The 22,936-nt window shown below is 71.0% G+C and carries 22 protein-coding genes and 1 pseudogene; 19 read left to right on the forward strand and 4 right to left on the reverse strand.

The window, feature by feature from the left end; translation table 11 throughout:
• Window positions 1–82 precede the first annotated feature (82 nt).
• From ADL12_RS43940 to ADL12_RS44010, 15 genes and pseudogenes are all read left to right on the forward strand, one after another.
• The gene (locus tag ADL12_RS43940; RefSeq protein WP_062714051.1) at window positions 83–1,792 is read left to right on the forward strand and encodes a CTP synthase; all 1,710 of its coding nucleotides are present in this window, start codon (window positions 83–85) and stop codon (window positions 1,790–1,792) included.
• 82 nt (window positions 1,793–1,874) lie between these two features.
• Window positions 1,875–2,501: an NUDIX domain-containing protein gene (locus ADL12_RS43945; protein ID WP_062714053.1), complete on the forward strand. Its 627-nt coding sequence runs from the start codon at window positions 1,875–1,877 to the stop codon at window positions 2,499–2,501.
• Between the two features lie 399 nt (window positions 2,502–2,900).
• Window positions 2,901–4,982, forward strand: coding sequence for a tetratricopeptide repeat protein (locus tag ADL12_RS43950; protein WP_062714106.1), 2,082 nt, complete (start codon window positions 2,901–2,903; stop codon window positions 4,980–4,982).
• A gap of 144 nt (window positions 4,983–5,126) precedes the next feature.
• Window positions 5,127–6,242: an alanine dehydrogenase gene (gene ald, locus ADL12_RS43955; protein WP_159053482.1), complete on the forward strand. Its 1,116-nt coding sequence runs from the start codon at window positions 5,127–5,129 to the stop codon at window positions 6,240–6,242.
• 399 nt (window positions 6,243–6,641) lie between these two features.
• A complete protein-coding gene (locus tag ADL12_RS43960) occupies window positions 6,642–7,778 on the forward strand; it encodes a ParA family protein (RefSeq protein ID WP_079052605.1) in 1,137 nt (378 codons plus the stop codon).
• On the forward strand, window positions 7,763–8,389 hold the full coding sequence (locus ADL12_RS43965; RefSeq protein WP_079052606.1) for a hypothetical protein: 627 nt from the start codon (window positions 7,763–7,765) through the stop codon (window positions 8,387–8,389). Before ADL12_RS43960 ends, ADL12_RS43965 begins: the two co-directional genes overlap by 16 nt.
• Before the next feature lie 18 nt (window positions 8,390–8,407).
• Window positions 8,408–9,625 (forward strand): segregation and condensation protein A, encoded by a 1,218-nt coding sequence (locus ADL12_RS43970; RefSeq protein ID WP_208614746.1) that lies wholly within the window; start codon window positions 8,408–8,410, stop codon window positions 9,623–9,625.
• Window positions 9,622–10,305 (forward strand): SMC-Scp complex subunit ScpB, encoded by a 684-nt coding sequence (gene scpB / locus ADL12_RS43975; protein WP_062714064.1) that lies wholly within the window; start codon window positions 9,622–9,624, stop codon window positions 10,303–10,305. Before ADL12_RS43970 ends, scpB begins: the two co-directional genes overlap by 4 nt.
• Window positions 10,305–11,432 carry a pseudouridine synthase gene (locus ADL12_RS43980; protein WP_062714066.1) on the forward strand — a complete coding sequence of 376 codons (1,128 nt, stop codon included), beginning with the start codon at window positions 10,305–10,307 and terminating at the stop codon, window positions 11,430–11,432. The genes scpB and ADL12_RS43980 overlap by 1 nt, the downstream gene beginning before the upstream one ends.
• Window positions 11,433–11,529: 97 nt before the next feature.
• Window positions 11,530–12,492 carry a sigma-70 family RNA polymerase sigma factor gene (locus ADL12_RS43985; RefSeq protein WP_062714069.1) on the forward strand — a complete coding sequence of 321 codons (963 nt, stop codon included), beginning with the start codon at window positions 11,530–11,532 and terminating at the stop codon, window positions 12,490–12,492.
• Complete coding sequence (locus ADL12_RS43990; protein WP_062714071.1) at window positions 12,489–13,037, forward strand: TIGR03086 family metal-binding protein; 549 nt, start codon at window positions 12,489–12,491, stop codon at window positions 13,035–13,037. The genes ADL12_RS43985 and ADL12_RS43990 overlap by 4 nt, the downstream gene beginning before the upstream one ends.
• Before the next feature lie 355 nt (window positions 13,038–13,392).
• Window positions 13,393–14,541 carry an MFS transporter gene (locus tag ADL12_RS43995; RefSeq protein ID WP_208614747.1) on the forward strand — a complete coding sequence of 383 codons (1,149 nt, stop codon included), beginning with the start codon at window positions 13,393–13,395 and terminating at the stop codon, window positions 14,539–14,541.
• 82 nt (window positions 14,542–14,623) lie between these two features.
• Window positions 14,624–15,340 (forward strand): NUDIX hydrolase, encoded by a 717-nt coding sequence (locus ADL12_RS44000; protein ID WP_062714108.1) that lies wholly within the window; start codon window positions 14,624–14,626, stop codon window positions 15,338–15,340.
• A complete protein-coding gene (locus ADL12_RS44005; RefSeq protein ID WP_062714073.1) occupies window positions 15,337–16,359 on the forward strand; it encodes an ADP-ribosylglycohydrolase family protein in 1,023 nt (340 codons plus the stop codon). Before ADL12_RS44000 ends, ADL12_RS44005 begins: the two co-directional genes overlap by 4 nt.
• A gap of 3 nt (window positions 16,360–16,362) precedes the next feature.
• Window positions 16,363–17,135: pseudogene (locus ADL12_RS44010) on the forward strand (nucleotidyltransferase domain-containing protein).
• Here the strand turns inward: ADL12_RS44010 and ADL12_RS44015 are convergent.
• The 4 genes from ADL12_RS44015 to ADL12_RS44030 all read right to left on the reverse strand — a co-directional run bounded on the left by ADL12_RS44015 (window position 17,061) and on the right by ADL12_RS44030 (window position 19,610).
• On the reverse strand, window positions 17,061–17,804 hold the full coding sequence (locus ADL12_RS44015; protein WP_062714075.1) for a nucleotidyltransferase domain-containing protein: 744 nt from the start codon (window positions 17,802–17,804) through the stop codon (window positions 17,061–17,063). The pseudogene ADL12_RS44010 and the gene ADL12_RS44015 overlap by 75 nt on opposite strands.
• 22 nt (window positions 17,805–17,826) lie before the next feature.
• Window positions 17,827–18,237 carry a Rieske (2Fe-2S) protein gene (locus ADL12_RS44020; RefSeq protein WP_062714077.1) on the reverse strand — a complete coding sequence of 137 codons (411 nt, stop codon included), beginning with the start codon at window positions 18,235–18,237 and terminating at the stop codon, window positions 17,827–17,829.
• Window positions 18,234–18,818 carry a DUF6529 family protein gene (locus ADL12_RS44025; protein ID WP_062714079.1) on the reverse strand — a complete coding sequence of 195 codons (585 nt, stop codon included), beginning with the start codon at window positions 18,816–18,818 and terminating at the stop codon, window positions 18,234–18,236. Before ADL12_RS44025 ends, ADL12_RS44020 begins: the two co-directional genes overlap by 4 nt.
• A gap of 63 nt (window positions 18,819–18,881) precedes the next feature.
• Window positions 18,882–19,610, reverse strand: coding sequence for a hypothetical protein (locus ADL12_RS44030; RefSeq protein WP_062714081.1), 729 nt, complete (start codon window positions 19,608–19,610; stop codon window positions 18,882–18,884).
• Between the two features lie 241 nt (window positions 19,611–19,851).
• Here ADL12_RS44030 and aroH point away from each other — a divergent pair, with 241 nt between their 5' ends.
• The 4 genes from aroH (at window position 19,852) to ADL12_RS44050 (ending at window position 22,891) form a co-directional block, all read left to right on the forward strand.
• Window positions 19,852–20,214, forward strand: a complete 363-nt coding sequence (gene aroH / locus ADL12_RS44035) for a chorismate mutase (protein WP_062714082.1) — start codon at window positions 19,852–19,854, stop codon at window positions 20,212–20,214.
• Window positions 20,211–21,296, forward strand: a complete 1,086-nt coding sequence (locus tag ADL12_RS44040; protein WP_062714085.1) for a prephenate dehydrogenase — start codon at window positions 20,211–20,213, stop codon at window positions 21,294–21,296. The genes aroH and ADL12_RS44040 overlap by 4 nt, the downstream gene beginning before the upstream one ends.
• Before the next feature lie 258 nt (window positions 21,297–21,554).
• Complete coding sequence (gene cmk, locus ADL12_RS44045; protein WP_062714087.1) at window positions 21,555–22,241, forward strand: (d)CMP kinase; 687 nt, start codon at window positions 21,555–21,557, stop codon at window positions 22,239–22,241.
• A complete protein-coding gene (locus ADL12_RS44050) occupies window positions 22,199–22,891 on the forward strand; it encodes a lysophospholipid acyltransferase family protein (protein WP_079052607.1) in 693 nt (230 codons plus the stop codon). The genes cmk and ADL12_RS44050 overlap by 43 nt, the downstream gene beginning before the upstream one ends.
• The last annotated feature ends 45 nt before the right edge of the window (window positions 22,892–22,936 follow it).

The raw sequence follows: 22,936 nt of genomic DNA on the forward strand, positions 1-22,936 counted from the left end.
AGCGACGGCGACCCCGGAGAACTCTCCGGTCACACAGCCGTACCGCACCCCAGACCGCGACCACGGGAGCCCCCCTTTGGCCATGCCGCCCGCTGCTTTTCGAAACAGCACAGCCACGACGACCAAGCACATCTTCGTCACCGGGGGTGTCGCCTCCTCGCTCGGCAAGGGCCTGACGGCCTCCAGCCTCGGCATGCTGCTCAAGGCGCGGGGCCTGCGCGTCGTCATGCAGAAGCTGGACCCGTACCTCAATGTCGACCCTGGCACGATGAACCCCTTCCAGCACGGTGAGGTGTTCGTCACCAACGACGGCGCCGAGACCGACCTGGACATCGGCCACTACGAGCGCTTCCTCGACCGCGACCTGGACGGCTCCGCGAACGTCACCACCGGCCAGGTGTACTCGACGGTGATCGCCAAGGAACGCCGCGGCGAGTACCTCGGCGACACCGTGCAGGTCATCCCGCACATCACCAACGAGATCAAGCACCGCATCCGCCGCATGGCGACGGACGAGGTCGACGTCGTGATCACGGAGGTCGGCGGCACGGTGGGCGACATCGAGTCGCTGCCGTTCCTGGAGACCGTCCGCCAGGTCCGTCACGAGGTCGGTCGTGACAACGTCTTCGTCGTCCACATCTCGCTCCTGCCGTACATCGGCCCCTCGGGAGAGCTGAAGACGAAGCCGACCCAGCACTCGGTTGCGGCTCTGCGCAACATCGGTATTCAGCCAGACGCGATCGTGCTGCGCTGCGACCGTGAGGTGCCGACCGCGATCAAGCGGAAGATCAGCCTGATGTGCGACGTCGACGAGGCGGCCGTGGTCGCCTGCCCCGACGCCCGCTCGATCTACGACATCCCGAAGACCGTGCACGGTGAGGGCCTGGACGCCTACGTCGTCCGCAAGCTGGACCTGCCGTTCCGCGACGTGGACTGGACGACCTGGGACGACCTGCTCGACCGCGTCCACAACCCCGACCACGAGATCACCCTCGCGCTGGTCGGCAAGTACATCGACCTGCCCGACGCCTACCTCTCGGTCACCGAGGCGCTGCGCGCGGGCGGCTTCGCCAACAAGGCCCGCGTGAAGATCAAGTGGGTCACCTCGGACGACTGCAAGACCCCGGCCGGGGCCAAGCAGCAGCTCGCCGACGTGGACGGCATCTGCATCCCGGGCGGCTTCGGCGACCGCGGTGTGCTCGGCAAGGTCGGCGCGATCAAGTACGCCCGCGAGAACAGGATCCCGCTGCTGGGCCTGTGCCTGGGCCTGCAGTGCATCGTCATCGAGGCGGCCCGCCACCTCGCCGACATCGGCGACGCCAACTCCACCGAGTTCGACCCCGCCACCTCCCACCCGGTCATCTCCACGATGGCCGAGCAGCTCGACATCGTCGCCGGTGAGGGCGACATGGGCGGCACCATGCGGCTCGGCATGTACCCGGCCAAGCTGGCCGAGGGCTCGATCGTGCGTGAGGTGTACGACGGCAAGGAGTACGTCGAGGAGCGGCACCGTCACCGGTACGAGGTGAACAACGCCTACCGGGCGGAGCTGGAGAAGAAGGCCGGAATCCTGTTCTCCGGCACGTCGCCCGACGGCAAGCTCGTCGAGTACGTGGAGTACCCGCGCGAGGTCCACCCCTACCTGGTGGCCACGCAGGCCCACCCCGAGCTGCGCTCGCGCCCGACGCGTCCGCACCCGCTGTTCGCGGGGCTCGTGAAGGCGGCTGTCGAGCGCCAGCGGGCTGAGGGTGCGCGCCAGCAGGGCGAGGGCGTCGGCAAGAATTCGAAGTAACACGAGAGTTGTACGGTGGCCGGGGTGCAAACCTTCAAAGGTGCGCACCCCGGTTTTCTTTGCGCACGTGGAAGGGCAGGGCATGACGATCAAGGACACCCCCGAGCAGTGCGAGGTCCGGGCGACGGACACCCCCTTCGTGGGCAACAAGACCTCCGTCCGCACGGACGACGTGGTCATGCCCGACGGCTCGGTGGTCCGGCGCGACTACCAGGTCCACCCGGGCTCGGTGGCCGTCCTCGCCCTGGACGACGAGGACCGCGTCCTGCTCATCAAGCAGTACCGCCACCCGGTGCGGCAGAAGCTGTGGGAGATCCCGGCCGGCCTGCTCGACATCCCCGGTGAGAACCCGCTGCACGCCGCCCAGCGCGAGCTGTACGAGGAGGCGCACGTCAAGGCCGAGGACTGGCGGGTGCTGACCGACGTGTACACCACGCCCGGCGGCTGCGACGAGGCCGTACGGATCTTCCTCGCCCGCAATCTGTCCGAGGCCGACGGGGAGCGCTTCGAGGTGGAGGACGAGGAGGCCGACATGGAGCACGCGCGCATGCCCGTCGACGAGCTCGTCCGGGCGGTACTCGCGGGCGAGTTGCACAACAACTGCCTCGTCGTGGGCGCGCTGTCGCTGGCCGCCGCGAGGAGCGGCGACGGGCTCGACGCGCTCCGTCCGGCTGAGGCGCCCTGGCCCGCGCGCCCCTTCGAGTCCTGATCCAGCATCGGAAGCAGCACCGGGAGACCTCCGGTCGGATGATCCGATCGGGGGACTTTCCCGTTGTGCTCCGACGCGATCGTCGCAGCGCGTGAACTAGGCTGCCCACTGCCCGTAGCCGAAGCGACAGGCTTGCAGTTCGGGAGCACCGATGGCTTCGATGCCCAGTCCGCGTCCAGCATCCGCGAAGGATGCAGAGGCGATGGGCTGCGCCCCGCAGCTCGGGCATGTCAGCCCGGCGGTCATCACACCGTCAGCATCCCGAAAAACCGGGTCCACCGGCCGCAGCCGGAATGGTGCCTGCAGGACTCGGGTGTGTGCCCGGCCAGCATACGGATCGCCGGGGACACGTGTGGTGCTCTTGCGGCAACCCGCCCTCGGCGGGAAGGGAGTATGACGGTGGCGGAACAGGCGGTCGCATCCGGCGGGCGGGCGGCAGACATGGAATCCCCCACTCAATTCCTGGGCCGCACCCGCGAGTTGAAAGAGCTCCTCGCCGACATCGAGCGTGCGGGTCTGGACACCCTCTCCGGCCGCAAGGCGCCACGCGCGCGCGTGCTGCTCATCGCCGGCCGTCCCGGCTCGGGTCGCACCGCGCTCGCCGCGGAACTGGTACGGCAGGTGGCGGACCGTTACGCGGACGGCGTGCTGCGCGCCCGCCTGAGCGAGCCCGACGGCACCCCCGTCCCCGTCGAGCGCACCGCCCGCGAACTGCTCACCGCCCTGGACCGGCCGACCCCGGCCGGCGCCGCCGAGGACGAGCTCACGGCGGCCCTGCGCGAGGCTCTGGCCGGGCGCCGGATCCTGCTCCTGCTCGACGACGCGGCCGAGGCGGAGCAGGTCGACGCCCTGCTGCCGGACACCCCGGAGTGCCTGGTCGTGGCCGTCTCCCACGGCCCGCTGACCGGGATCTCGGGCGTGCGGCCCTGCACGCTGGGCGGCCTGGACACCAAGTCGGCGGTGGAGCTGCTGTCCCGGTACGCCGGCTCGGTCCGCATCACCGTCGACCCACGGGCTGCCGAGAGCCTCGCCGAGGTCTGCCAGGGCCAGCCCGCCGCGCTGAAGCTGGCGGGCGGCTGGCTCGCCGCCCGGCCCAAGGCGGCCGTCGCCGATCTCGCCAAGCAGGTGCATGCCGAGGGCGACGAGGGCACACCGCTCAGCCGGGTCTTCCGCCTCGTCTACGCGTCCCTACCGGGCCCCGCCGCCCGGATACTGCGGCTGCTCTCCCTCGCCCCGGGTGGCCTCGTCGACCCGCACACCGCATCCGCCCTCGCCGGCAGCTCGGTCGACGGCGCCCACACCACCCTGGAGGACTTTGTCGCCCTCGGCCTGCTGCACGCGGCCGACTCGCCACTGCCCCAGTACGAGGTCCCGGCCTGCCTGCACCCCCTCCTCAAGGCCCTCACCGAGACCCAGGACCGCCCCGGCGAGCTCCAGCTGGCGCGTGCCCGCATGCTGGAGCGGACCCTGCGGCTGCTGCAGTCCTGCCGGGCGATCACCGAGACCGACGATCCCGAGGCCCGGCAGAAGCTCCTCGACACCCCTCGCGCCCTGCGTTTCCCCAACCCCAGGGCGGCTGCGGACTGGATCGGCATCCGCAGGCCCGCCCTGCTGGCCTCGGCCCGCGCCGCGGTCGCCGACGGGGAGCTGGACACCCTGGCCCGGCGCCTGATGTCCCAGCTGGTCAGGGCCATGGTCGTGCACTTCGGCACCCAGGCGGCCGCGGGCGACCTGTATGGCATCCACCGCCTGGTCCTCGATGTGGCCGAACGCCGCAACCTGCCCCGTGAGAAGGCCGCGGCCCTGCTGAACCTCGGCGACCTCGACGCCCGGACCGGGCGTACGAAGGCGGCGCTGGGGCGCTATCGGGCCGCGCTGGACGCCGGACGGGAGGCAAACGACCCGTATGCGACCGGTCGCGCGATGGAATCCGTAGGCGGCGCCCACCTGGAGATCGGGGACTACGACCGGGCCGCCGACTGGTTCGGCCGGGCGCTGGCCCAGCGGCTGGCCCGGAGCGAGCGCGCCGACGCCGCCCGGCTGTACGGCCGTATCGGCGCCGCCCACACCTATGCCGGCCGCTACGGCGAGGCGCTGCGCAGCTGGCGGGCCGCGGTCGCCGGGCATCGCAAGAACGGCGATGTCGCGGGCCACGCACGGGCGTTGAGCGAGGTGGCGCGGGTCCAGGAGTACGCGGGGCGGCCCGAGGAATCGCTGCGTACCTGCCAGGAGGCGGTGGAGTTGGCGCGGCGCGCCGAGGACCCACGGCTGCACGCGGCGCTGTACTTGCGGCTCGCCGACACCCTGGAACATCTCGGCGATCCCGCGGCGGCGCAGCTGCACCGGGGCGCTGCCCAGCGGATGCTGGGGGAGGAGCCTCAGGAGTCCGATGCGGCCGAGCCTGGGCCCAAGCAAGGCGCTTTCGAGCCGGAACGCGACCCTAACGCCTGCGAAATCCGTAGTACATCCGCTGAAGATTGATGCAATGAAAGGCTAGACAGCGGGAACACCTTCATTAGACTGGCTCTGCCGCACCTTCTCCTGCGGTGTCTCCCGGTGTGCCCTGCATGCACGGGTATGTCTTGTAATGCCCCCACACCCTCTGAGCCAAGGACCGTGATCGACGTGAAGGTCGGCATCCCCCGCGAGGTCAAGAACAACGAGTTCCGGGTGGCCATCACCCCCGCCGGCGTGCACGAGCTGGTGCGCCACGGCCACCAGGTCGTCATCGAGCAGGGCGCCGGTGTCGGCTCGTCGATCCCGGACAGCGAGTACATCGCCGCAGGCGCCCGGATCCTGCAGACCGCCGACGAGGTGTGGGCCACCGCCGACCTGCTGCTGAAGGTCAAGGAGCCCATCGCCGAGGAGTACCACCGCCTCCGCAAGGACCAGACGCTCTTCACCTACCTGCACCTGGCCGCCTCCAAGGAGTGCACGGACGCGCTCATCGAGTCCGGCACCACGGCGATCGCATACGAGACCGTCGAGCTGCCCAGCCGTGCGCTCCCGCTGCTCGCCCCCATGTCCGAGGTCGCGGGCCGCCTCGCCCCGCAGGTCGGCGCCTACCACCTGATGCGCTCGGCCGGCGGCCGTGGCGTGCTCCCCGGTGGTGTCCCCGGCACCCAGCCCGCGAAGGCCGTCGTCATCGGCGGCGGCGTCTCCGGCTGGAACGCGACGCAGATCGCCGTCGGCATGGGCTTCCACGTCACACTGCTCGACCGCGACATCAACAAGCTGCGCGAGGCGGACAAGGTCTTCGGCACCAAGGTCCGGGCGATCATGTCCAACGCCTTCGAGCTCGAGAAGGCCGTCCTGGAGGCCGACCTCGTCATCGGCGCCGTCCTGATCCCGGGCGCCAAGGCCCCGAAGCTGGTCACCAACGAGCTGGTCTCGCGCATGAAGCCGGGAAGTGTCCTTGTCGACATCGCGATCGACCAGGGCGGCTGCTTCGAGGACTCCCGCCCGACGACGCACGCCGAGCCGACCTTCCAGGTCCACGACTCGGTCTTCTACTGCGTCGCCAACATGCCCGGCGCGGTGCCCAACACCTCCACCTACGCGCTGACCAACGCCACGCTGCCGTACATCGTCGAACTGGCCAACCGCGGCTGGGTGGAGGCCCTGCGCCGTGACCCCGCGCTGGCCAAGGGCCTCAACACGCATGACGGCAAGGTGGTTTACCGGGAGGTCGCGGAGGCGCACGACCTGGAGCACGTGGAGCTCGAATCGCTGCTCGGCTGAGCCGATCGGTTAAGTCACTTTCTGGTAAAGGCGATACGTCAACACGAGTCGTCAACCGTACGCACCCGGCCGGACCTTGCCCGAAAAGGTCCGGCCGGATGTGTGTATGGTCACTTTGCGACTCTCGGTCAACTCGCCTCGAACGCAACCCTTCGACCGATTCGTACACCGGTGAAACCTGCCGTGCGACGGCCGTACGCCCTTGACAGCGGGATGTTTCATTGTCGACACATCTGCCCGGTCCGGCGGATTGTGTTGCTGCGGACCGCCGACACGCCATAGAGTCGCCAACCGTCGGCATGGTGCCACGCTGACCTGTCTAGAAGTTTCCTGGTCCCCAAGGAGGTAAGACGACTTGTGAATGAGTCGACATTTTCTCCCGGGGGTGGTCAACCAGGAATGCCGGTACGGGGCCAGGGTCCCGCGGGATTCGAGGCTGTCGGCTCCGTCGCGGTGCGCACCTTCGCAGCCCACCAGGGTCACCTGACCTCAGGGGTGACTCAGCCAGCAAACATGAGCATGGATGGCCATCACGTGAACGCCATGGCCGGCGACGGAAGTGGCGCGCCCCACAACCACTTCGCCGACTACGACGAACTGCCCGAGGGGCACTTCTACGACCCCGACGCGGAGTACGAGCCCGACCCCGAGTACGCGGCCACGCTCGCGCCCGACGCTGCCCGCCAGCGCCGCGAGCGCATCGGCCCGACCGGGCGTCCGCTGCCGTACTTCCCGATCCCGGGCCCGCTGACCGATCACGGTCCCGCGAAGATCATCGCGATGTGCAACCAGAAGGGCGGCGTCGGCAAGACGACGTCGACCATCAACCTGGGTGCCGCGCTCGCGGAGTACGGACGCCGGGTCCTGCTCGTCGACTTCGACCCACAGGGCGCGCTCTCGGTCGGCCTCGGCGTCAACCCGATGGAGCTCGACCTCACCGTCTACAACCTGCTCATGGAGCGGGGCATGTCGGCGGACGAGGTGCTCCTGAAGACGGCGGTCCCGAACATGGACCTGCTGCCGAGCAACATCGACCTGTCGGCCGCCGAGGTCCAGCTGGTGAGCGAGGTCGCGCGCGAGTCCACGCTCCAGCGCGCCCTGAAGCCGCTGCTGCCGGACTACGACTTCATCGTGATCGACTGCCAGCCCTCGCTGGGTCTGCTCACGGTGAACGCGCTGACGGCCGCCCACAAGGTGATCGTGCCGCTGGAGTGCGAGTTCTTCGCCCTGCGAGGTGTCGCGCTGCTGACGGAGACCATCGAGAAGGTCCAGGAGCGGCTCAACCCGGAGCTGGAGCTCGACGGGATCCTCGCCACGATGTACGACTCGCGCACGGTGCACAGCCGTGAGGTGCTCGCGCGCGTCGTCGAGGCGTTCGACGACCACGTCTACCACACGGTCATCGGGCGCACGGTGCGCTTCCCGGAGACCACCGTCGCCGGTGAGCCGATCACCACGTACGCCTCCAACTCCGTCGGCGCCGCCGCCTATCGTCAGCTCGCCAGGGAGGTGCTCGCCCGGTGTCACGCCGAGTGAGTCTGCCGGGGGCCGACGAACTGTTCCGCACGACAGGGGGTATGGCGCTCCAGCCGTCCACTCCCCGGCGCCCGGCCAACGGCGAGGCCCGGGTGCCGGCTCCCGCGGGGGAGAGCGACGCCGCCGCGGCCGAGGACGCGCCGCAGTCGGTGCCCGTGCAGGGCGGTGACGGCGACGGCGCGGAGCACGTGGCGGCCGACGCGGAGTCCGTCGACGCCGGTGAGTCGCGCAGCCGGGCTGCGGCCGCGGAGCGCTCCGCGCGGCGCCAGGGGGTGCAGGAAGGTTCTGCCGGGGCGCCCGCGGGTGCCGCCGGCGGTTCTGCCTCGTCCGGTGCCGCTGCTTCTGCCGCCTCTTCCGCGGCGCCGCGCAAGCGTGGGCGGACGGCCTCGCGTCGGCCCAGTGGCCGCGAACGGCACGATGAGAAGATCACCGTGTACGTCTCCGCCGAGGAGCTCATGGATCTGGAGCACGCACGTCTGGTGCTCCGCGGTGAGCACGGGCTGGCCGTCGACCGCGGGCGGATCGTCCGCGAGGCGGTGGCCGTGGTCCTCGCCGATCTGGAGTCCCGAGGAGACGCCAGCATCCTCGTACGACGGCTTCGCGGGCGGTAGCGGTAGCCTGCGGGGGCCATGACCTCGAACGACGTTCCCCTCCCCGGCGCCGGTGCCTCCGGTGGGCGTCGGCGTGCGTTGGGGCGGGGGCCTGGGGCGGCGCCGGTGGCTCCGCCGGTGAAGCCGGTTCTTTCGCCTCCTGCGGAGAGCGAATCGGTGCCTGAGGCCGAGTCTCGGCACGAGGCCGGTGGGCCGTTGTGCCCACCCGTTCCTCCCCCGGTGCCTGAAGGGCCTGCGGAAGCGCCTGCTGCCGAACCGGAAGATCCCGAGGCGGACCGGCCGGAGAATGAGCCGCAGGTTGCCGAACCGCCGGAGACGGCCGTCGAAGCGCCGCAGGCCGCGCCCGAGCCGCCCGCCGCCCCCGAACCGTCGCCGGTCGCCCCCGAGCTGCCGGAGGACGTCTCCGGACCTCAAGAACCCGACGACGGTGTCTTCAAGGTCCGCCTCTCCAACTTCGAGGGCCCCTTCGACCTCCTGCTCCAGCTGATCTCCAAGCACAAGCTCGACGTCACCGAAGTCGCGCTGTCCAAGGTGACCGACGAGTTCATGGCGCACATCCGGGCCATGGGGTCGGACTGGGATCTCGACGAGACGACCGAGTTTCTCGTGGTCGCGGCCACCCTGCTCGACCTCAAGGCGGCCCGGCTGCTGCCCTCCGCCGAGGTGGAGGACGAGGCCGACCTCGCGCTGCTGGAGGCGAGGGACCTGTTGTTCGCGCGGCTGCTGCAGTACCGGGCGTACAAGCAGATCGCCGACATCTTCAGCCGGCGGCTCGACGAGGAGGCCCGGCGATACCCCCGTACCGTCGGGCTCGAGCCGCACCACGCCGAGCTGTTGCCCGAGGTCGTCATCAGCATCGGGGCGGAAGGATTCGCCAAGCTCGCGGTCAAGGCGATGCAGCCCAAGCCCAAGCCGCAGGTCTACATCGATCACATCCACGCGCCGCTGGTGAGCGTGCAGGAGCAGGCCGGGATCGTCGTCGCGCGGCTGAAGGAGCTCGGCGAGGCCAGCTTCCGGGCCCTGGTCGAGGACACCGACGACACCCTCACCGTCGTAGCGCGATTCCTGGCGCTGCTGGAGCTGTACCGCGAGAAGGCCGTGGCCCTCGATCAGGAGACCGCGCTCGGGGAGCTCATGGTGCGATGGACCGGCGGGGAGGGGGACGAGACGCCCAGGGTGACCGACGAGTTCGACCGGCCGCCCGAGCCGCCGAAGGAGGAGGAGAAGAAGGCGTGAGTGAGGAGACCACCGAGCTTCCGGCCGGGCTGCGTACCGTCGCGGACCTCGACCTCAAGCCCGCCCTGGAGGCGATGCTCATGGTCGTGGACGAACCGGCGACCGAGGAGCGCCTCGCGAAGCTCCTGGAGCGGCCGCGCCGGCAGATCGCCGACGCCCTGCGGGAGCTGGCCGACGAGTACGCGATGCAGGGGCGCGGCTTCGAGCTGCGGTTCGTCGCGGGCGGCTGGCGTTACTACACCCGCTCCGAGTACGCGGCCGCCGTTGAGCGGCTGGTGCTGGACGGGCAGACGGCCCGCCTCACGCAGGCCGCCCTGGAGACGCTCGCGGTCGTCGCGTACCGCCAGCCGGTCAGCCGCAGCCGGGTCTCGGCGGTGCGCGGAGTGAACTGCGACGGTGTCATGCGCACCCTCCTGCAGCGCGGGCTGGTCGAGGAGGCGGGCACGGAACCCGAAACAGGTGCGATCCTGTACAGGACGACGAACTACTTCCTGGAGCGGATGGGCCTGCGTGGCCTGGACGAGCTCCCGGAGCTCGCGCCCTTCCTCCCGGAGGCGGAGGCGATCGAGGCCGAGACCCAGGAAGGGGTGCCGTCGTTCGACCCGGACGCTCCCGATGACGGTCCGGGCACCTCGGTGAGCCGGGGTACCGACGACGTAGACGACCAGACGGAACTTTGATGCGAAGCAGCAGCGGCAGGAACAGCAGCGGAAACAACGGCGGGAGCCGTGGTGGCAACAGCGGCGGCCGCGGCGGGAGCAGCGGTGGCCGCGGTAACTACCGTGGCGCCGGTAACAACCGCGACGACAAGCAGGGCGGCCGGCCGAAGAAGCCGCGCCCGGAGGAGCGGCGCTATGACGTAGGCCCCGGGGCCACCCAGGACGGTCCGAAGTCCGGGCGCGGTGCCTCCGCGCGCGGCGGCGCCAAGGGCGGGCCCAAGCAGGGCCAGCAGCGCGGCACCGGTCGAGGCCGTTCGGCCCCGGCGAGTTCCCGTGAGTACGACGCGCGGGCCGAGGAGCGCAACCGGGAGCGGTACGCCGGCAAGAAGGACGTCAAGCTGCCCAAGACCTTCTCGGGCGCCGAGCAGGAGGGCGAGCGGCTGCAGAAGGTCCTCGCGCGCGCGGGCTACGGCTCCCGGCGTGCCTGTGAGGAGCTCGTCGAGCAGGCGCGGGTCGAGGTCAACGGCGAGATCGTCCTGGAGCAGGGCAAGCGCGTCGACCCGGAGAAGGACGAGATCAAGGTCGACGGCCTGACCGTTGCCACGCAGTCGTACCAGTTCTTCTCGCTCAACAAGCCCGCCGGTGTCGTCTCGACGATGGAGGACCCCGAGGGCCGTCAGTGCCTCGGCGACTACGTCACCAACCGCGAGACCCGGCTCTTCCACGTCGGCCGTCTCGACACCGAGACCGAGGGCGTCATCCTGCTCACCAACCACGGCGAGCTGGCCCACCGCCTCACGCACCCCAAGTACGGCGTCAAGAAGACCTACCTCGCGGCCATCGTCGGCCCGATCCCGCGCGACCTGGGCAAGAAGCTCAAGGACGGCATTCAGCTGGAGGACGGCTACGCGCGCGCGGACCACTTCCGGGTCGTCGAGCAGACCGGCAAGAACTACCTGGTCGAGGTCACCCTGCACGAGGGCCGCAAGCACATCGTGCGCCGCATGCTGGCGGAGGCGGGCTTCCCGGTCGAGAAGCTGGTGCGCACCTCCTTCGGGCCGATCACCCTCGGCGACCAGAAGTCGGGCTGGCTGCGGCGGCTGTCGAACACCGAGGTCGGGATGTTGATGAAGGAAGTCGACCTCTAGGAAGTCCCAGGTATCGGCCGGTTCCGGAATCACTCCGGGGCCGGCCGATTCGTTTTCGCCGCTCCGCCGGTCTGTATCCGTGACGGAGGGAGCGGGGATGAGTACGACCACTGCGGACCGCGAAGAGTTCGTCCGGCTGACCGACCCGTACCGGCGGGAGCTGCTCGCGCACTGCTACCGGATGCTGGGGTCGGTCGACGAGGCCGAGGACCTGGTGCAGGAGACGTATCTGCGGGCCTGGCGGTCCTACGACGGCTTCGAGGGCCGCGCGTCCCTGCGGACGTGGCTGCACCGGATCGCCACCAACACGTGTCTGACGGCGCTGGAGAGCCGCGGGCGACGTCCGCTGCCCGCGGGGCTCGGCGGGCCCGCAGAGGCGCCTGAAGAGCCGCTGAGGGCCCCTGTGACGGACGTTCCGTGGCTGCAGCCGCTGCCGGACGCGCTGGTCGACCCGGCGACCGTCGTCGCCGCGCGGGGCAGCCTCAGGCTGGCGCTGGTTGCCGCCCTTCAGCATCTGCCCGCGCAGCAGCGGGCCGTGCTGATCCTGCGGGACGTGCTGGCCTGGCGGGCGCCCGAGGTGGCCTCGCTGCTCGGCACGTCGACGGCGGCCGTGAAGAGCAGCCTCCAACGCGCGCGTGCCCGCCTCGACGAGGTGGCGCCCGACGAGGATCTCGTCGAGGAACCGGAGGGCGCCGCCGACCGCGCCGTGCTCGACCGGTACATGGCCGCCTTCGAGAACGCCGACCTGGACGCCCTGATCGGGCTCCTCCAGGACGGCGTCGAGCTGGAGATGCCGCCTTACCTGGAGTGGTACAGCGGCAAGAAGGACGTGCTGCGGTTCCTTCAGGCGCGCGTGCACGAGAAGGGCACCCTGCGGATGCTGCCCACGCGCGCGAACGGACAGCCGGCCGTGGCGATGTACGTGCGCGGGGCGGACGGCGTCCTGCGGGGGCACTCGCTGCAGGTGCTCACCGTGGCAGAGGGCCTCGTGGCCCGCATCACTGCCTTCCTCGACCTGGCCCTGCTGGGCCGGTTCGGGCTGCCCGAGGAGCTGTCGTGAACGCCGGGGAGCTGCTGGAGCGTTCGCTCGCCTATGCGCTGGGCAGCGTCGCCGGGGCCGAGTCCGTGAACCCGGGGCGCGGGACGCCCTGCGCCGAGTGGGATCTGGGGGACTTGCTCGGGCATCTCGACGACTCGCTGGACGCGCTGTACGAGGGCCTGACCGGCGGGCGGATCGAGCTGTTCCCGCGCGCCGACCGGGCCTGCGGCTTCCGCACGCGCGCGTGTGCCGTGCTCGGCGCCTGGGCGGCCGGGCCCGACGGGGAGCGGGTCCTGGTCGGTGAACGGCCGCTGGACGTACGGGTGATGGGCGCGGTGGGCGCCGTGGAGATCGCCGTGCACGGATGGGACGTCGCCCAGGCCTGCGGCCGGCCCAGGCCCATCCCGGTCGCGCTCGCGGCCGAGCTGCTGAGCGTCGCCCGCTGTGTGGTCGCGGAGGAGGACCGGGGAGTGCGGTTCGGCGCGCCGGTCGCGGTGCCGGCACGCGCGCGTGCCGATGTCAGGCTGCTGGCCTTCCTGGGCCGCCGCGATTCCTTTCCGGGGTGAGCCCGGTCTGCCTTCCGTGAGTGACCCCAAGAACTCACGGAAGGCACGGTCATGACCGACACGCTCAAGGTCCCCCTCCACGCCCCGCCCGCCGAACAGGCGCCTGCGCGTCGCGTCTGGACCGTCGCCCTCGCCGGGCTCGGCGCGCTGCTGTGCTCCCTCGACGTCGTGGTCGTCGCCACCGCGCTGCCCGCGCTGCGGGCCGACTTCGGCGCGAGCCTGTCCGAGCTGGAGTGGACGATCAACGCCTACAACCTCGTCTTCGCCTGCCTCACCCTGACCGGTGCCGCGCTCGGCGACCGTCCCCCAGTCTCGGCTTCGCTCGACCGGGAGGTGCCCCCATGGGCGGCGGCGGATGTACGTCGTGGGCCTCGCCGTCTTCACGCTCGCCTCGGCCGCGGCGGCCCTCGCCCAGGGCCCGGGCCAGCTCATCGGCGCGCGCGTGGTGCAGGGCGCGGGGGCCGCCGTCCTGCTGCCGCTCACCCTGACCCTGATCAGCGAGGCGTTCCCGGCCGAGAAGCGGGGCGTCGCCATCGGGATGTGGGGCGGGGTGACCGGACTCGGTGTGGCCGCCGGGCCGGTGCTGGGCGGGGCTGTCACCGAGGGACTGTCCTGGCAGTGGATCTTCTGGTTGAACGTGCCCATCGGGCTGGCCATGCTGCCCCTCGCCGCCACCAGGCTGCGCGAGAGTTACGGCACTCGCCCCCAACTCGACCTCGTCGGGCTGGTGTTGGCGGCGGTGGGCCTGACGGGTGTCGCCTGGGTGCCGGTGCGGGCGCCCGAGGCCGGGTGGGGGAGTGCCGAGGTGCTGACCGCGTTGGCCGTCGGGGTCGTGTTCGTGGCGGCCTTCCTGGCCTGGGAGCGCAAGGGGGCCCGCTATCCGATGCTGCCGCTGTCGCACTTCCGGCGGCGCGGCTTCTCCACCGCCAACGCCTCCGCCTTCCTCCTCTTCGCCTCACTCCTCGGCGCCCTCTTCATGATCACGCAGCTCTTCCAGCTCGGCCTCGGCTACTCACCGCTGGAGGCGGGCGTCCGGATCCTCGTCTGGAACGCCACGCCCCTGCTGGTCGCGCCCATCGCCGGGGCACTCGCCGACCGGTACGGGAACCGGCCGTTCATGTTCGGCGGCCTGGTGCTCCAGGCGACGGGCCTGGCACTGCTGGCCTGGCAGCTCGAACCCGGCGTCGGCTACGGCAGTCTCGTCGTCCCGCTGATCGTCGCGGGCATCGGCATCTCCATGGTGTTCCCGAGCGTGGCCAACGCCGTGACCTCGTCCGTCCCCCTGGGCGATGCGGGCGTCGCGGCCGGCGTCAACAACGCGTTGCGCGAGCTGGGCGGCGTCTTCGGGGTCGCCGTCGCCGCAGCCGTGTTCACGACGTACGGCGGCTATGGCTCGCCCGAGGCGTTCATCGACGGAGCCGGTGCGGCGCTGTGGGTGACGGCGGGGGCGGCGGCTGTCGGGGCGGCGGTGGCGGCGTACGCGCCCTCCCGCCCCCGGACCTAGACACGGGGTTGCGACAGCACACCCACCCTCTTTATAGTCGTACTGACTATTAAGGGGGTGGGTTCGCATGGCCTACGACAAGATGGCCTACGACAAGTACGCGCACGAACCCTTCGCCGTCACCGCCGACCTCGCCGTCCTCACCATCCGCGACGGCGTTCTGCACGTCCTGCTCGTCGAGCGCGGGCAGGAGCCGTACCAGGGCCACTGGGCGCTGCCCGGCGGCTTCGTACAGCCGGACGAGTCGGCGGAGACGGCGGCCCGGCGTGAACTCGCCGAGGAAACCGGCCTGTCGGACGTCTCCGGGCTGCACCTGGAGCAGCTGCGGACCTACAGCGAGCCCGACCGCGATCCCCGGATGCGGGTCGTGACGGTCGCCTTCACCGCCCTGCTGCCGCACCCGCCCGAACCGCACGGCGGCAGCGACGCCGCGCAGGCGCGCTGGGTGCCGTACGACACCGTGGGGCCGCTCGCCTTCGACCACGACCGCATCCTGGCCGATGCTCATGAACGCGTCGGCGCCAAGCTCGAGTACTCGAGCCTCGCCACCGCCTTCTGCCCGCCCGAGTTCACGCTCGGCGAGCTGCAGCACGTGTACGAGGTGGTGTGGGGCACCGCCCTCGACCGGCCCAACTTCCGCCGCAAGGTGCTCGCCACGCCGGGCTTCGTCGAAGCCGTGCCCGGCGCCGCCCGGCTCACCGGTGGCCGCGGCAAACCGGCCACGCTCTACCGCGCGGGCGCCGCCACCACCCTCCACCCACCCCTGCTGCGGCCCACCCCGGAAGGACGCCCCGCATGACCACGACCACCGTCCGCAAGCGCGCCGCCACCGGCTCCCTGCTCGGCCTCGCCCTCGGGGACGCGCTCGGCTTTCCGACCGAGTTCAGCGACGTGCCGTCGATCCTCGCCAAGTGCGGGCCGTGGCGTGAGATGGAACTGCCGACGCCGGCGATCGTCACCGACGACACGCAGATGACGCTGGCGTTGGGGAAGGGGCTGCGGACGGCGATGGACCGGGGAGTGCTCGGGCCGAAGCGGCTGGAGCGGCCGGTGCGGGAGGAGTTCGTCGACTGGTACCAGTCGCCCGAGAACAACCGCGCGCCGGGCCGGACCTGCCTGGTCGCCTGCAATCTGCTGAAAAGTGAGAGCAGGCCCTGGCAGGACGCCAGTCAGATCGGCTCCAAGGGCTGCGGCGCCAACATGCGCGTGGCGCCGGTCGGGCTCGTCCCGGGCCTCAGCGACGAACAGCGCGCGGGCGCCGCCCAGTTGCAGTCCGCGCTCACCCACGGGCATCCGACGGCGCTTGCCGCGTCCGACCTGACCGCACACGCCGTACGGCTGCTCGCGCAGGGCGCCGAGCCGACCGGGCTGGTCGGGCTGCTGCGGTCGTACGCCTACGAGAACCGCACCCGCTACCACCACCGCTGGCTCGGCGACCTGTGGACCCGCAGCCAGGACCCCACCCCCGAGCACTTCATCGCGCGCGGCTGGGACGAGTGCCTGGAGATCCTCGGCCGCCTCCAGGACGCCGTACGCACGGCCTCGCCCGAGACCGACCCCTGCCTGGCCACCGGCGCGGGCTGGATCGCCGAAGAGGCCCTCGCGACCGGGTTGCTGTGCTTCCTGATGTTCGTCGACGAGCCGCTGACGGCCCTGCGCCGGGCCGCCTGTACGTCCGGCGACTCGGACTCGATCGCGTGCCTGACGGGCGCGTTCGCGGGCGCCTACCTGGGTGCCGACGCCTGGCCGGCCGAGTGGGCGGACCGGATCGAGTACCGGGGGGATCTGCTGACCCTCGGAGCGCTCTGGGACGCTTGACGGATGATCGACGCCCCGGACATCGACCTCACGCCCGTCGTCGCCGAACAGCCCGACCCGATGCTGTTCGCGACCGTCTCGGGCGCCCACCTGTACGGCTTCCCGTCCCGCGACTCCGACGTGGACCTGCGCGGCGTGCACCTGCTGCCGGCCGCCGACCTCGTCGGACTGCGGGAGCCGGACGAGACACGGTCTCGGATGTGGGTCCGGGACGGCGTCGAGATGGACCTGGTCACGCACGACCTGCGCAAGTTCGTACGGCTGATGCTGCGGCGCAACGGCTATGTCCTGGAGCAGCTGCTCTCGCCGCTCGTCGTGCACACCACGGACGCCCATCGTGAGCTGGCCGAGCTCGCGCCCGGCGTGCTCACGAGCCACCACGCCCATCACTACCGGGCCCGCCGCGGAGCGGCTGATGTCAACGTGCGACCACCCAGTGGCGGCTGTTCGAGAAGACCGGGGAACTCAAGCCGCTGCTGTACACCTTCCGTGTGCTGCTCACCGGCATCCATCTCATGCGCGGCGGCGAGGTGCAGGCCCATCTGCCCACGCTGCTGGAGTACGTGGACGCCCCGGCCTATCTGCCGGAGCTGATCGCGGCGAAGGCGGAGCAGGAGCACGGGACCGCCGATGTCGACCACGCGCGCGTGGCGGCCGACATCGAGCGGCTGCACGGTGTGCTGGACGAGGCGCAGACGGCCTCAGTGCTGCCCGACGCTCCGAGCGCCTACGACGCCCTGGACGCCTTCGTCGTACGGACCCGGCTGGCGGGCTGAGGCGCGCCGGACGCGGATCAGGAAGTCCTCCACCCGGCGGCGGTCCGGCTCCGCCGGGAGCGGGCTGTGGCGGCAGGCCTCCTCGGCCTCCCCCGCCAGGCGGGTCATCCAGGACTCGACCTCCGGCCAGGGGACCTCGCCGCGCTTGACCGCCAGCAGTGGCTCGCGCCGGTCGCCCACGTCGATCGTGAGGCTGCCGGTGCGCAGCAGGTCGCGGGCGCTCATGAGGAGACGGAGGAGGTGCATCGCGTGCTTCCAGCGCGGGGTGCCGTGCGTGCGGACGTCGGCGTCCAGCTTCTTGCGCTGGCCCAGGGCGTAGCGGGCGAACGTCTCATGGGCCTGGCGGGACAGGAACGCCGCGCGCAGGGCGAGGAGTTCGCGGCCCGTGTCGTCGACGTGCTCCACGAGCGGGGAGTGCAGGCACTCCAGGATGTTCGGGTTGGCGCGCAGGGCCAGCTCGCAGAAGCGTTCCAGTTCCCAGCTGAACTGCTCCTCCAGCGGGCCTTCGACGTGCGTCGGCGGCTTGTCGAAGCGCCAGAAGAGGGGAGTGGGGGCCAGAAACACGCCCCGGCGGTCGGTGTCACTGCCGTCCGTCGCCAGACCGAAGGCGCGCGAGCCCATGACGCAGGCGTAGATCGTGTGGTCGCGTACCAGGGTCTCGGGGTGCATGCCCCGGAGCGTACGGGGCGGTTCACGCCAGGCGGATCGAATTTCCGTCCACGGTGATCTTCTTCTCGGGCAGCGGCCTCGTCGCCGGAGGGCTGGCCACCGAGCCGTCCGTGATGTTGAACTTGCTGCCGTGGCAGGGGCAGTTGATCGTGCCGTCCGAGACACTGCCGACCGTGCACTGCCGATGCGTGCAGATGGCGGAGAAGGCCTTGAACTCGCCGGACTTCGGCTGGGTCACCACCACCTTCTCGTCCTTGAGGATCGTGCCGCCGCCCACCGGGACGTCGGCCGTGGTGACCAGCTCCTGGCCGGGAGAGAGGCTCGGGGCCGTCTCGGCTTTGTCGCCGGAATCGCCACAGCTCGCGACGAGCGCCGCCGCACCCGTCGCGCCCGTCGCGATGAGGATCGTGCGTCGCGTCGGACGGTTGGTCATGTCGTCACTCCGAAGGTGCGGAAGAACCAGAGGGCGGAGGTCAGCCAGATGATCGTGAGGGTGGTGAGGACCAGCCCGCCGACGATCGGGAGCAGCCAGCCGGGAAGTCGCTCCGAGCGGAGCAACAGCATCTTTGCACTGAAAGCACCGAAGAAGAAGCAACCCAGGAGAGAGTGCCAGAAAACGCGCGTTTCGTACGTCTGGTAGCCCATGGCGTACAGGCAGTGCACCGCCACGGGGACGGAGACCAGGAACGCGAAGCGTCCCGACCACCGGTGCAGTGCGGACGACCAGGCCGGTCCCGGCAGCTTGCCGTACACCATGAACGCGGAGACCAGTTGGACCAGCGCGAAGAAGAGCGCCGTCGTCGCCAGCCATGACTTGACCGCGCCGGTGCTGCTGAACCCGGCGAGGTTGAAGGCCGTCCCCGTCGGGTCGTGGACCTTGCCGTACACCCCGAGGGCCACCGCGACCGCGCCGGCGACCAGCGCCGGGACCAGGTAGCGGGCCGGTTGCGGGCGGCGGTGGCGGTTCTGCGGGGACGGGAAGTCCTGGGTGACGGCGTTCGGGTCGACGGTCATGATCGACTCCCGGGAGGAGGGGGATCGAGGCGGGCAGCGAGGAGCGGGATCAGAAGAGCGGGATCAGGGTGTGGCGCGGCGGGCCGTGAGCTGCTGTCCGTCGACCGGCACCGTGCCGGTCTCCGGGTCGAGCCGCGGGGCGCGCGAGGGCTGACCCTCGCGGGTGAGGAGGCCGACCTGCCGGCCGTCCTGCAGCACGATCCAGCCGCCGTCGACCTTGGCGCCGCGCACGGTGGCGGTGGCCCGGTACAGGCCCGACGGCTTCTTCGTCCGGTCGGCGGTGAAGGCGTAGTGCCCGCCATCGATGTCGACCGTGCCGCGGATCCTCCCCCACTCTCGGCTTCGCTCGAGCGGGGGGACCCCCACGCCCTGCTGGATGGTGCCGTTCAGGACGGAACCGTCCTTGCCGGTGAGCCGCATGGTCCCGTCGTCGGTCACCTCGCCCTTGAGCCAGGACTCCTTGGCGCGGCCGTCGCAGAAGTAGGCGATCGCCCTGCCGTCGCGCAGGGTGAGGGCGACGGCGGAGGAGTCGTCGTCGGTGCGGCCGGCGTAGCCGGCGTCGGGGACGGGGGCCGTGGTGGGCGAGGGGGAAGGTGGCGGGGTCGTCCTGGTCGGTGTCGGTGTCGGTGATGCCGTCGCCGCGGGCGACTGCGACTCCTTTGTGGTGTCCGCTGTGGTGTCCGGGGACGAAGATGACGTGTTCTTCGTCCCCGTCGCCGCGTTGAACGACAGCATGAACACGCCGACCAACAGTCCCGCGAGAAGGGTGAGCAAGGGTCCGGGACGCTTCATGAGGCCTCCCCCGAGGCGAGCTTCCTGCCCATGAGAGCGGACCCCTGCCCCGTCGTCCAGAGGCGCACGGAGGTGTTCGCAGTCCGGTAGCGAAATCGGGATACACGGGTGACAGTGGCCCAAAGCTGACTTCGGGCGCCTGTCGGTGTCTCAGCGTGCGGGCGACATGCGTCTGCCGCACCCGGGCTGACTAGGCTGGACCGGCGAAGAGCCGATCCGTACAGCAGCAAGGAGCCAAGTCGTGGCGGTACGAGCGGTCCGGGGGGCCGTCCAACTGGAGCGGGACGAAGCCGGCCACATGGACGAGCAGGTCGGGGCCCTGCTCACCGCGATCCTGGACCGGAACGGCCTGACCGCGGACGACCTGATCAGCATCTGGTTCACGGCCACGCCCGATCTGCACAGCGACTTCCCGGCGGCCGCCGCCCGCAAGCTCGGCATCGTCGACGTACCGCTGATCTGCGCCCAGGAGCTGGACATCGCCGGCGCCATGCCCCGGGTCGTGCGCGTCCTCGCGCACATCGAGTCCGACAAGCCCCGCGCCGACATCGCGCACGTCTACCTCGGTGCCGCGGCCGCCCTGCGCAAGGACATCGCCCAGTGAGAACCGCACTCGTCATCGGCACCGGTCTCATCGGTACGTCCGCCGCGCTGGCGCTGGCGGGGCGCGGTGTCGTCGTCCACCTCGCCGACCACGACTCCGAGCAGGCCCGTACGGCGGCGGCGCTCGGCGCCGGCACGGACGAGGCGCCCGAGGGGCCCGTGGACCTCGCGATCGTCGCTGCCCCGCCCGCGCACGTGGCCGGGGTGCTCGCCGACGCCATGCGCCGGGGTGTGGCCCGCGGCTACCTCGACGTGGCCAGCGTCAAGGGCGGCCCGCGGCGTGAGCTGGAGGCGCTCGGGCTCGACCTGTCGTCGTACATCGGTACGCATCCCATGTCGGGCCGTGAGAAGTCCGGGCCGCTGGCCGCGACCGGGGACCTCTTCGAGGGCCGTCCCTGGGTGCTGACGCCGACCCGCGACACCGACACCGAGGTGCTGAACCTCGCCCTGGAGCTGGTCTCGCACTGCCGTGCGGTGCCGGTGGTGATGGACGCCGACGCCCACGACCGGGCGGTCGCCCTGGTGTCGCACATGCCTCACCTGATGTCCAGCATGGTCGCCGCGCGGCTGGAGAACGCCGAGGAGGCGGCCGTACGGCTGTGCGGGCAGGGCATTCGGGACGTGACGCGGGTCGCCGCGTCCGATCCGCGGATGTGGATCGACATCCTCTCCGCGAATCCGGGGCCGGTCGCCGATCTGCTCACGGATGTCGCCGCGGATCTGGAGGAGACGGTGCGGGCGCTGCGGGCGCTGCAGTCGTCCGACGACGCCAAGCGGCTGGAGGGGACCTCCGGGATCGAGGACGTGCTGCGGAGGGGGAACGCGGGGCAGGTGCGCGTGCCCGGTAAGCACGGGGCGGCTCCTCGGGTGTACGAGGTCGTGGCCGTGCTGATCGACGACCAGCCTGGGCAGCTGGCTCGGATCTTCGCGGATGCGGGGCGGGCCGGGGTCAATATCGAGGACGTGCGGATCGAGCATGCGACGGGGCAGCAGGCGGGTCTGGTGCAGCTGATGGTGGAGCCGAAGACGGCGCCGGTGCTCAGTGCTGCGCTGCGGGAGCGGGGCTGGTCGATCCGGCAGTAGGGTTTCTCGCCCCCGCCGCCCCTACCCGTCCCGTCCCTGGGGGCTGCCGCCCCCAGACCTCCGCTTCGGCCCTGAACGGGCCTCGTCCTCAAACGCCGGACGGGCTGAGAGCACGGACCGGCGCTGGGTAGTGACCGTCAGCACCATGAGGCCTCGAACGCCGGGCGGGCGGACGAGTGAGTCGTACCCAGTAACCTTGTGCGGGGCACGTTCGCGTCCCACCCCTCCCGCCTCACCGCACCAGGAAGGTGTTCCCCCGTGGAAAACGGTGCCGCCAAGCCCGTGATTGTCGCCATCGACGGCCCCTCAGGCACGGGCAAGTCGAGCACGTCGAAGGCCGTCGCCGCGCAGCTCGGGCTGAGCTACCTCGACACCGGCGCCCAGTACCGGGCGATCACCTGGTGGATGGTGACCAACGGGATCGACATCGAGGACCCGTCCGCGATCGCCGCCGTGGCCGGCAAGCCGGAGATCGTCTCCGGCACCGACCCGAGCAACCCGACGATCACCGTCGACGGTGTCGACGTGTCCGGTCCGATCCGCACCCAGAAGGTGACCTCCCAGGTCAGCGCGGTCAGTGCCGTACCGGAGGTGCGTGCGCGGATCACCGAGCTGCAGCGCTCGCTCGCGACCTCCGCGGAGATCGGCATCGTCGTCGAGGGCCGTGACATCGGTACGACCGTGCTCCCCGACGCCGACCTGAAGATCTTCCTCACCGCCTCCCCGGAGGCCCGCGCAGCCCGCCGCAGCGGCGAGCTGCAGGGCGCCGACGTGCACGCGACCCGCGAGGCGCTGATCAAGCGCGACGCGGCCGACTCCAGCCGCAAGACCTCGCCGCTCGCCAAGGCGGACGACGCGGTCGAGGTGGACACCACCGAGCTCACGCTGCAGCAGGTCATCGAGTGCGTCGTCACGCTCGTCGAGGAGAAGCGGGCCGGGAAGTGAGCGTTGCGTCCGCGCCCTCCGAGCGGGGCGCCGAGGTCGGGCGGCGCATCGGCGTCGGTCTGATGTACGGGCTGTGGCGTCCTCGGGTCCTGGGTTCCTGGAAGGTGCCCGCGACCGGGCCGGTGGTCCTCGCGGTCAACCACAGCCACAACATCGACGGGCCGATGGTGATGGGCGTGTCGCCCCGGCCCGTGCACTTCTTGATCAAGAAGGAAGCGTTCGTCGGCCCGCTCGACCCCTTCCTGACCGGTATCGGCCAGCTGAAGGTGGACCGTCATTCCGCCGACCGCACGGCCATCACGCAGGCGCTCGACGTCCTGTCGAACGGCGGCGTCCTCGGGATATTCCCCGAGGGCACCCGGGGTGAGGGCGACTTCGCCGCGCTGCGTGCCGGGCTCGCCTACTTCGCCGTGCGCAGCGGGGCACCGATCGTCCCGGTCGCCGTGCTGGGAAGTTCCGAGAAGCGGGGACGGTTGATGAAGGGGCTGCCTCCGCTGCGCCACCGCGTCGACGTCGTGTACGGCGACCCCTTCGAGGCGGGCGACGGCAGCGGCCGGCGTACCCGCAAGGCGCTGGACGAGGCGACCGAGCGCATCCAGAAGCAGCTCACCGCGCACCTGGAAAACGCCAGGCGGCTGACCGGCCGCTAGGCGACACTGAGTAGTGGATCAGACCGGCACAAAGGCACCGGGCGG

This window comes from Streptomyces regalis (assembly GCF_001509475.1).
GTDB classification, from domain to species: domain Bacteria; phylum Actinomycetota; class Actinomycetes; order Streptomycetales; family Streptomycetaceae; genus Streptomyces; species Streptomyces regalis.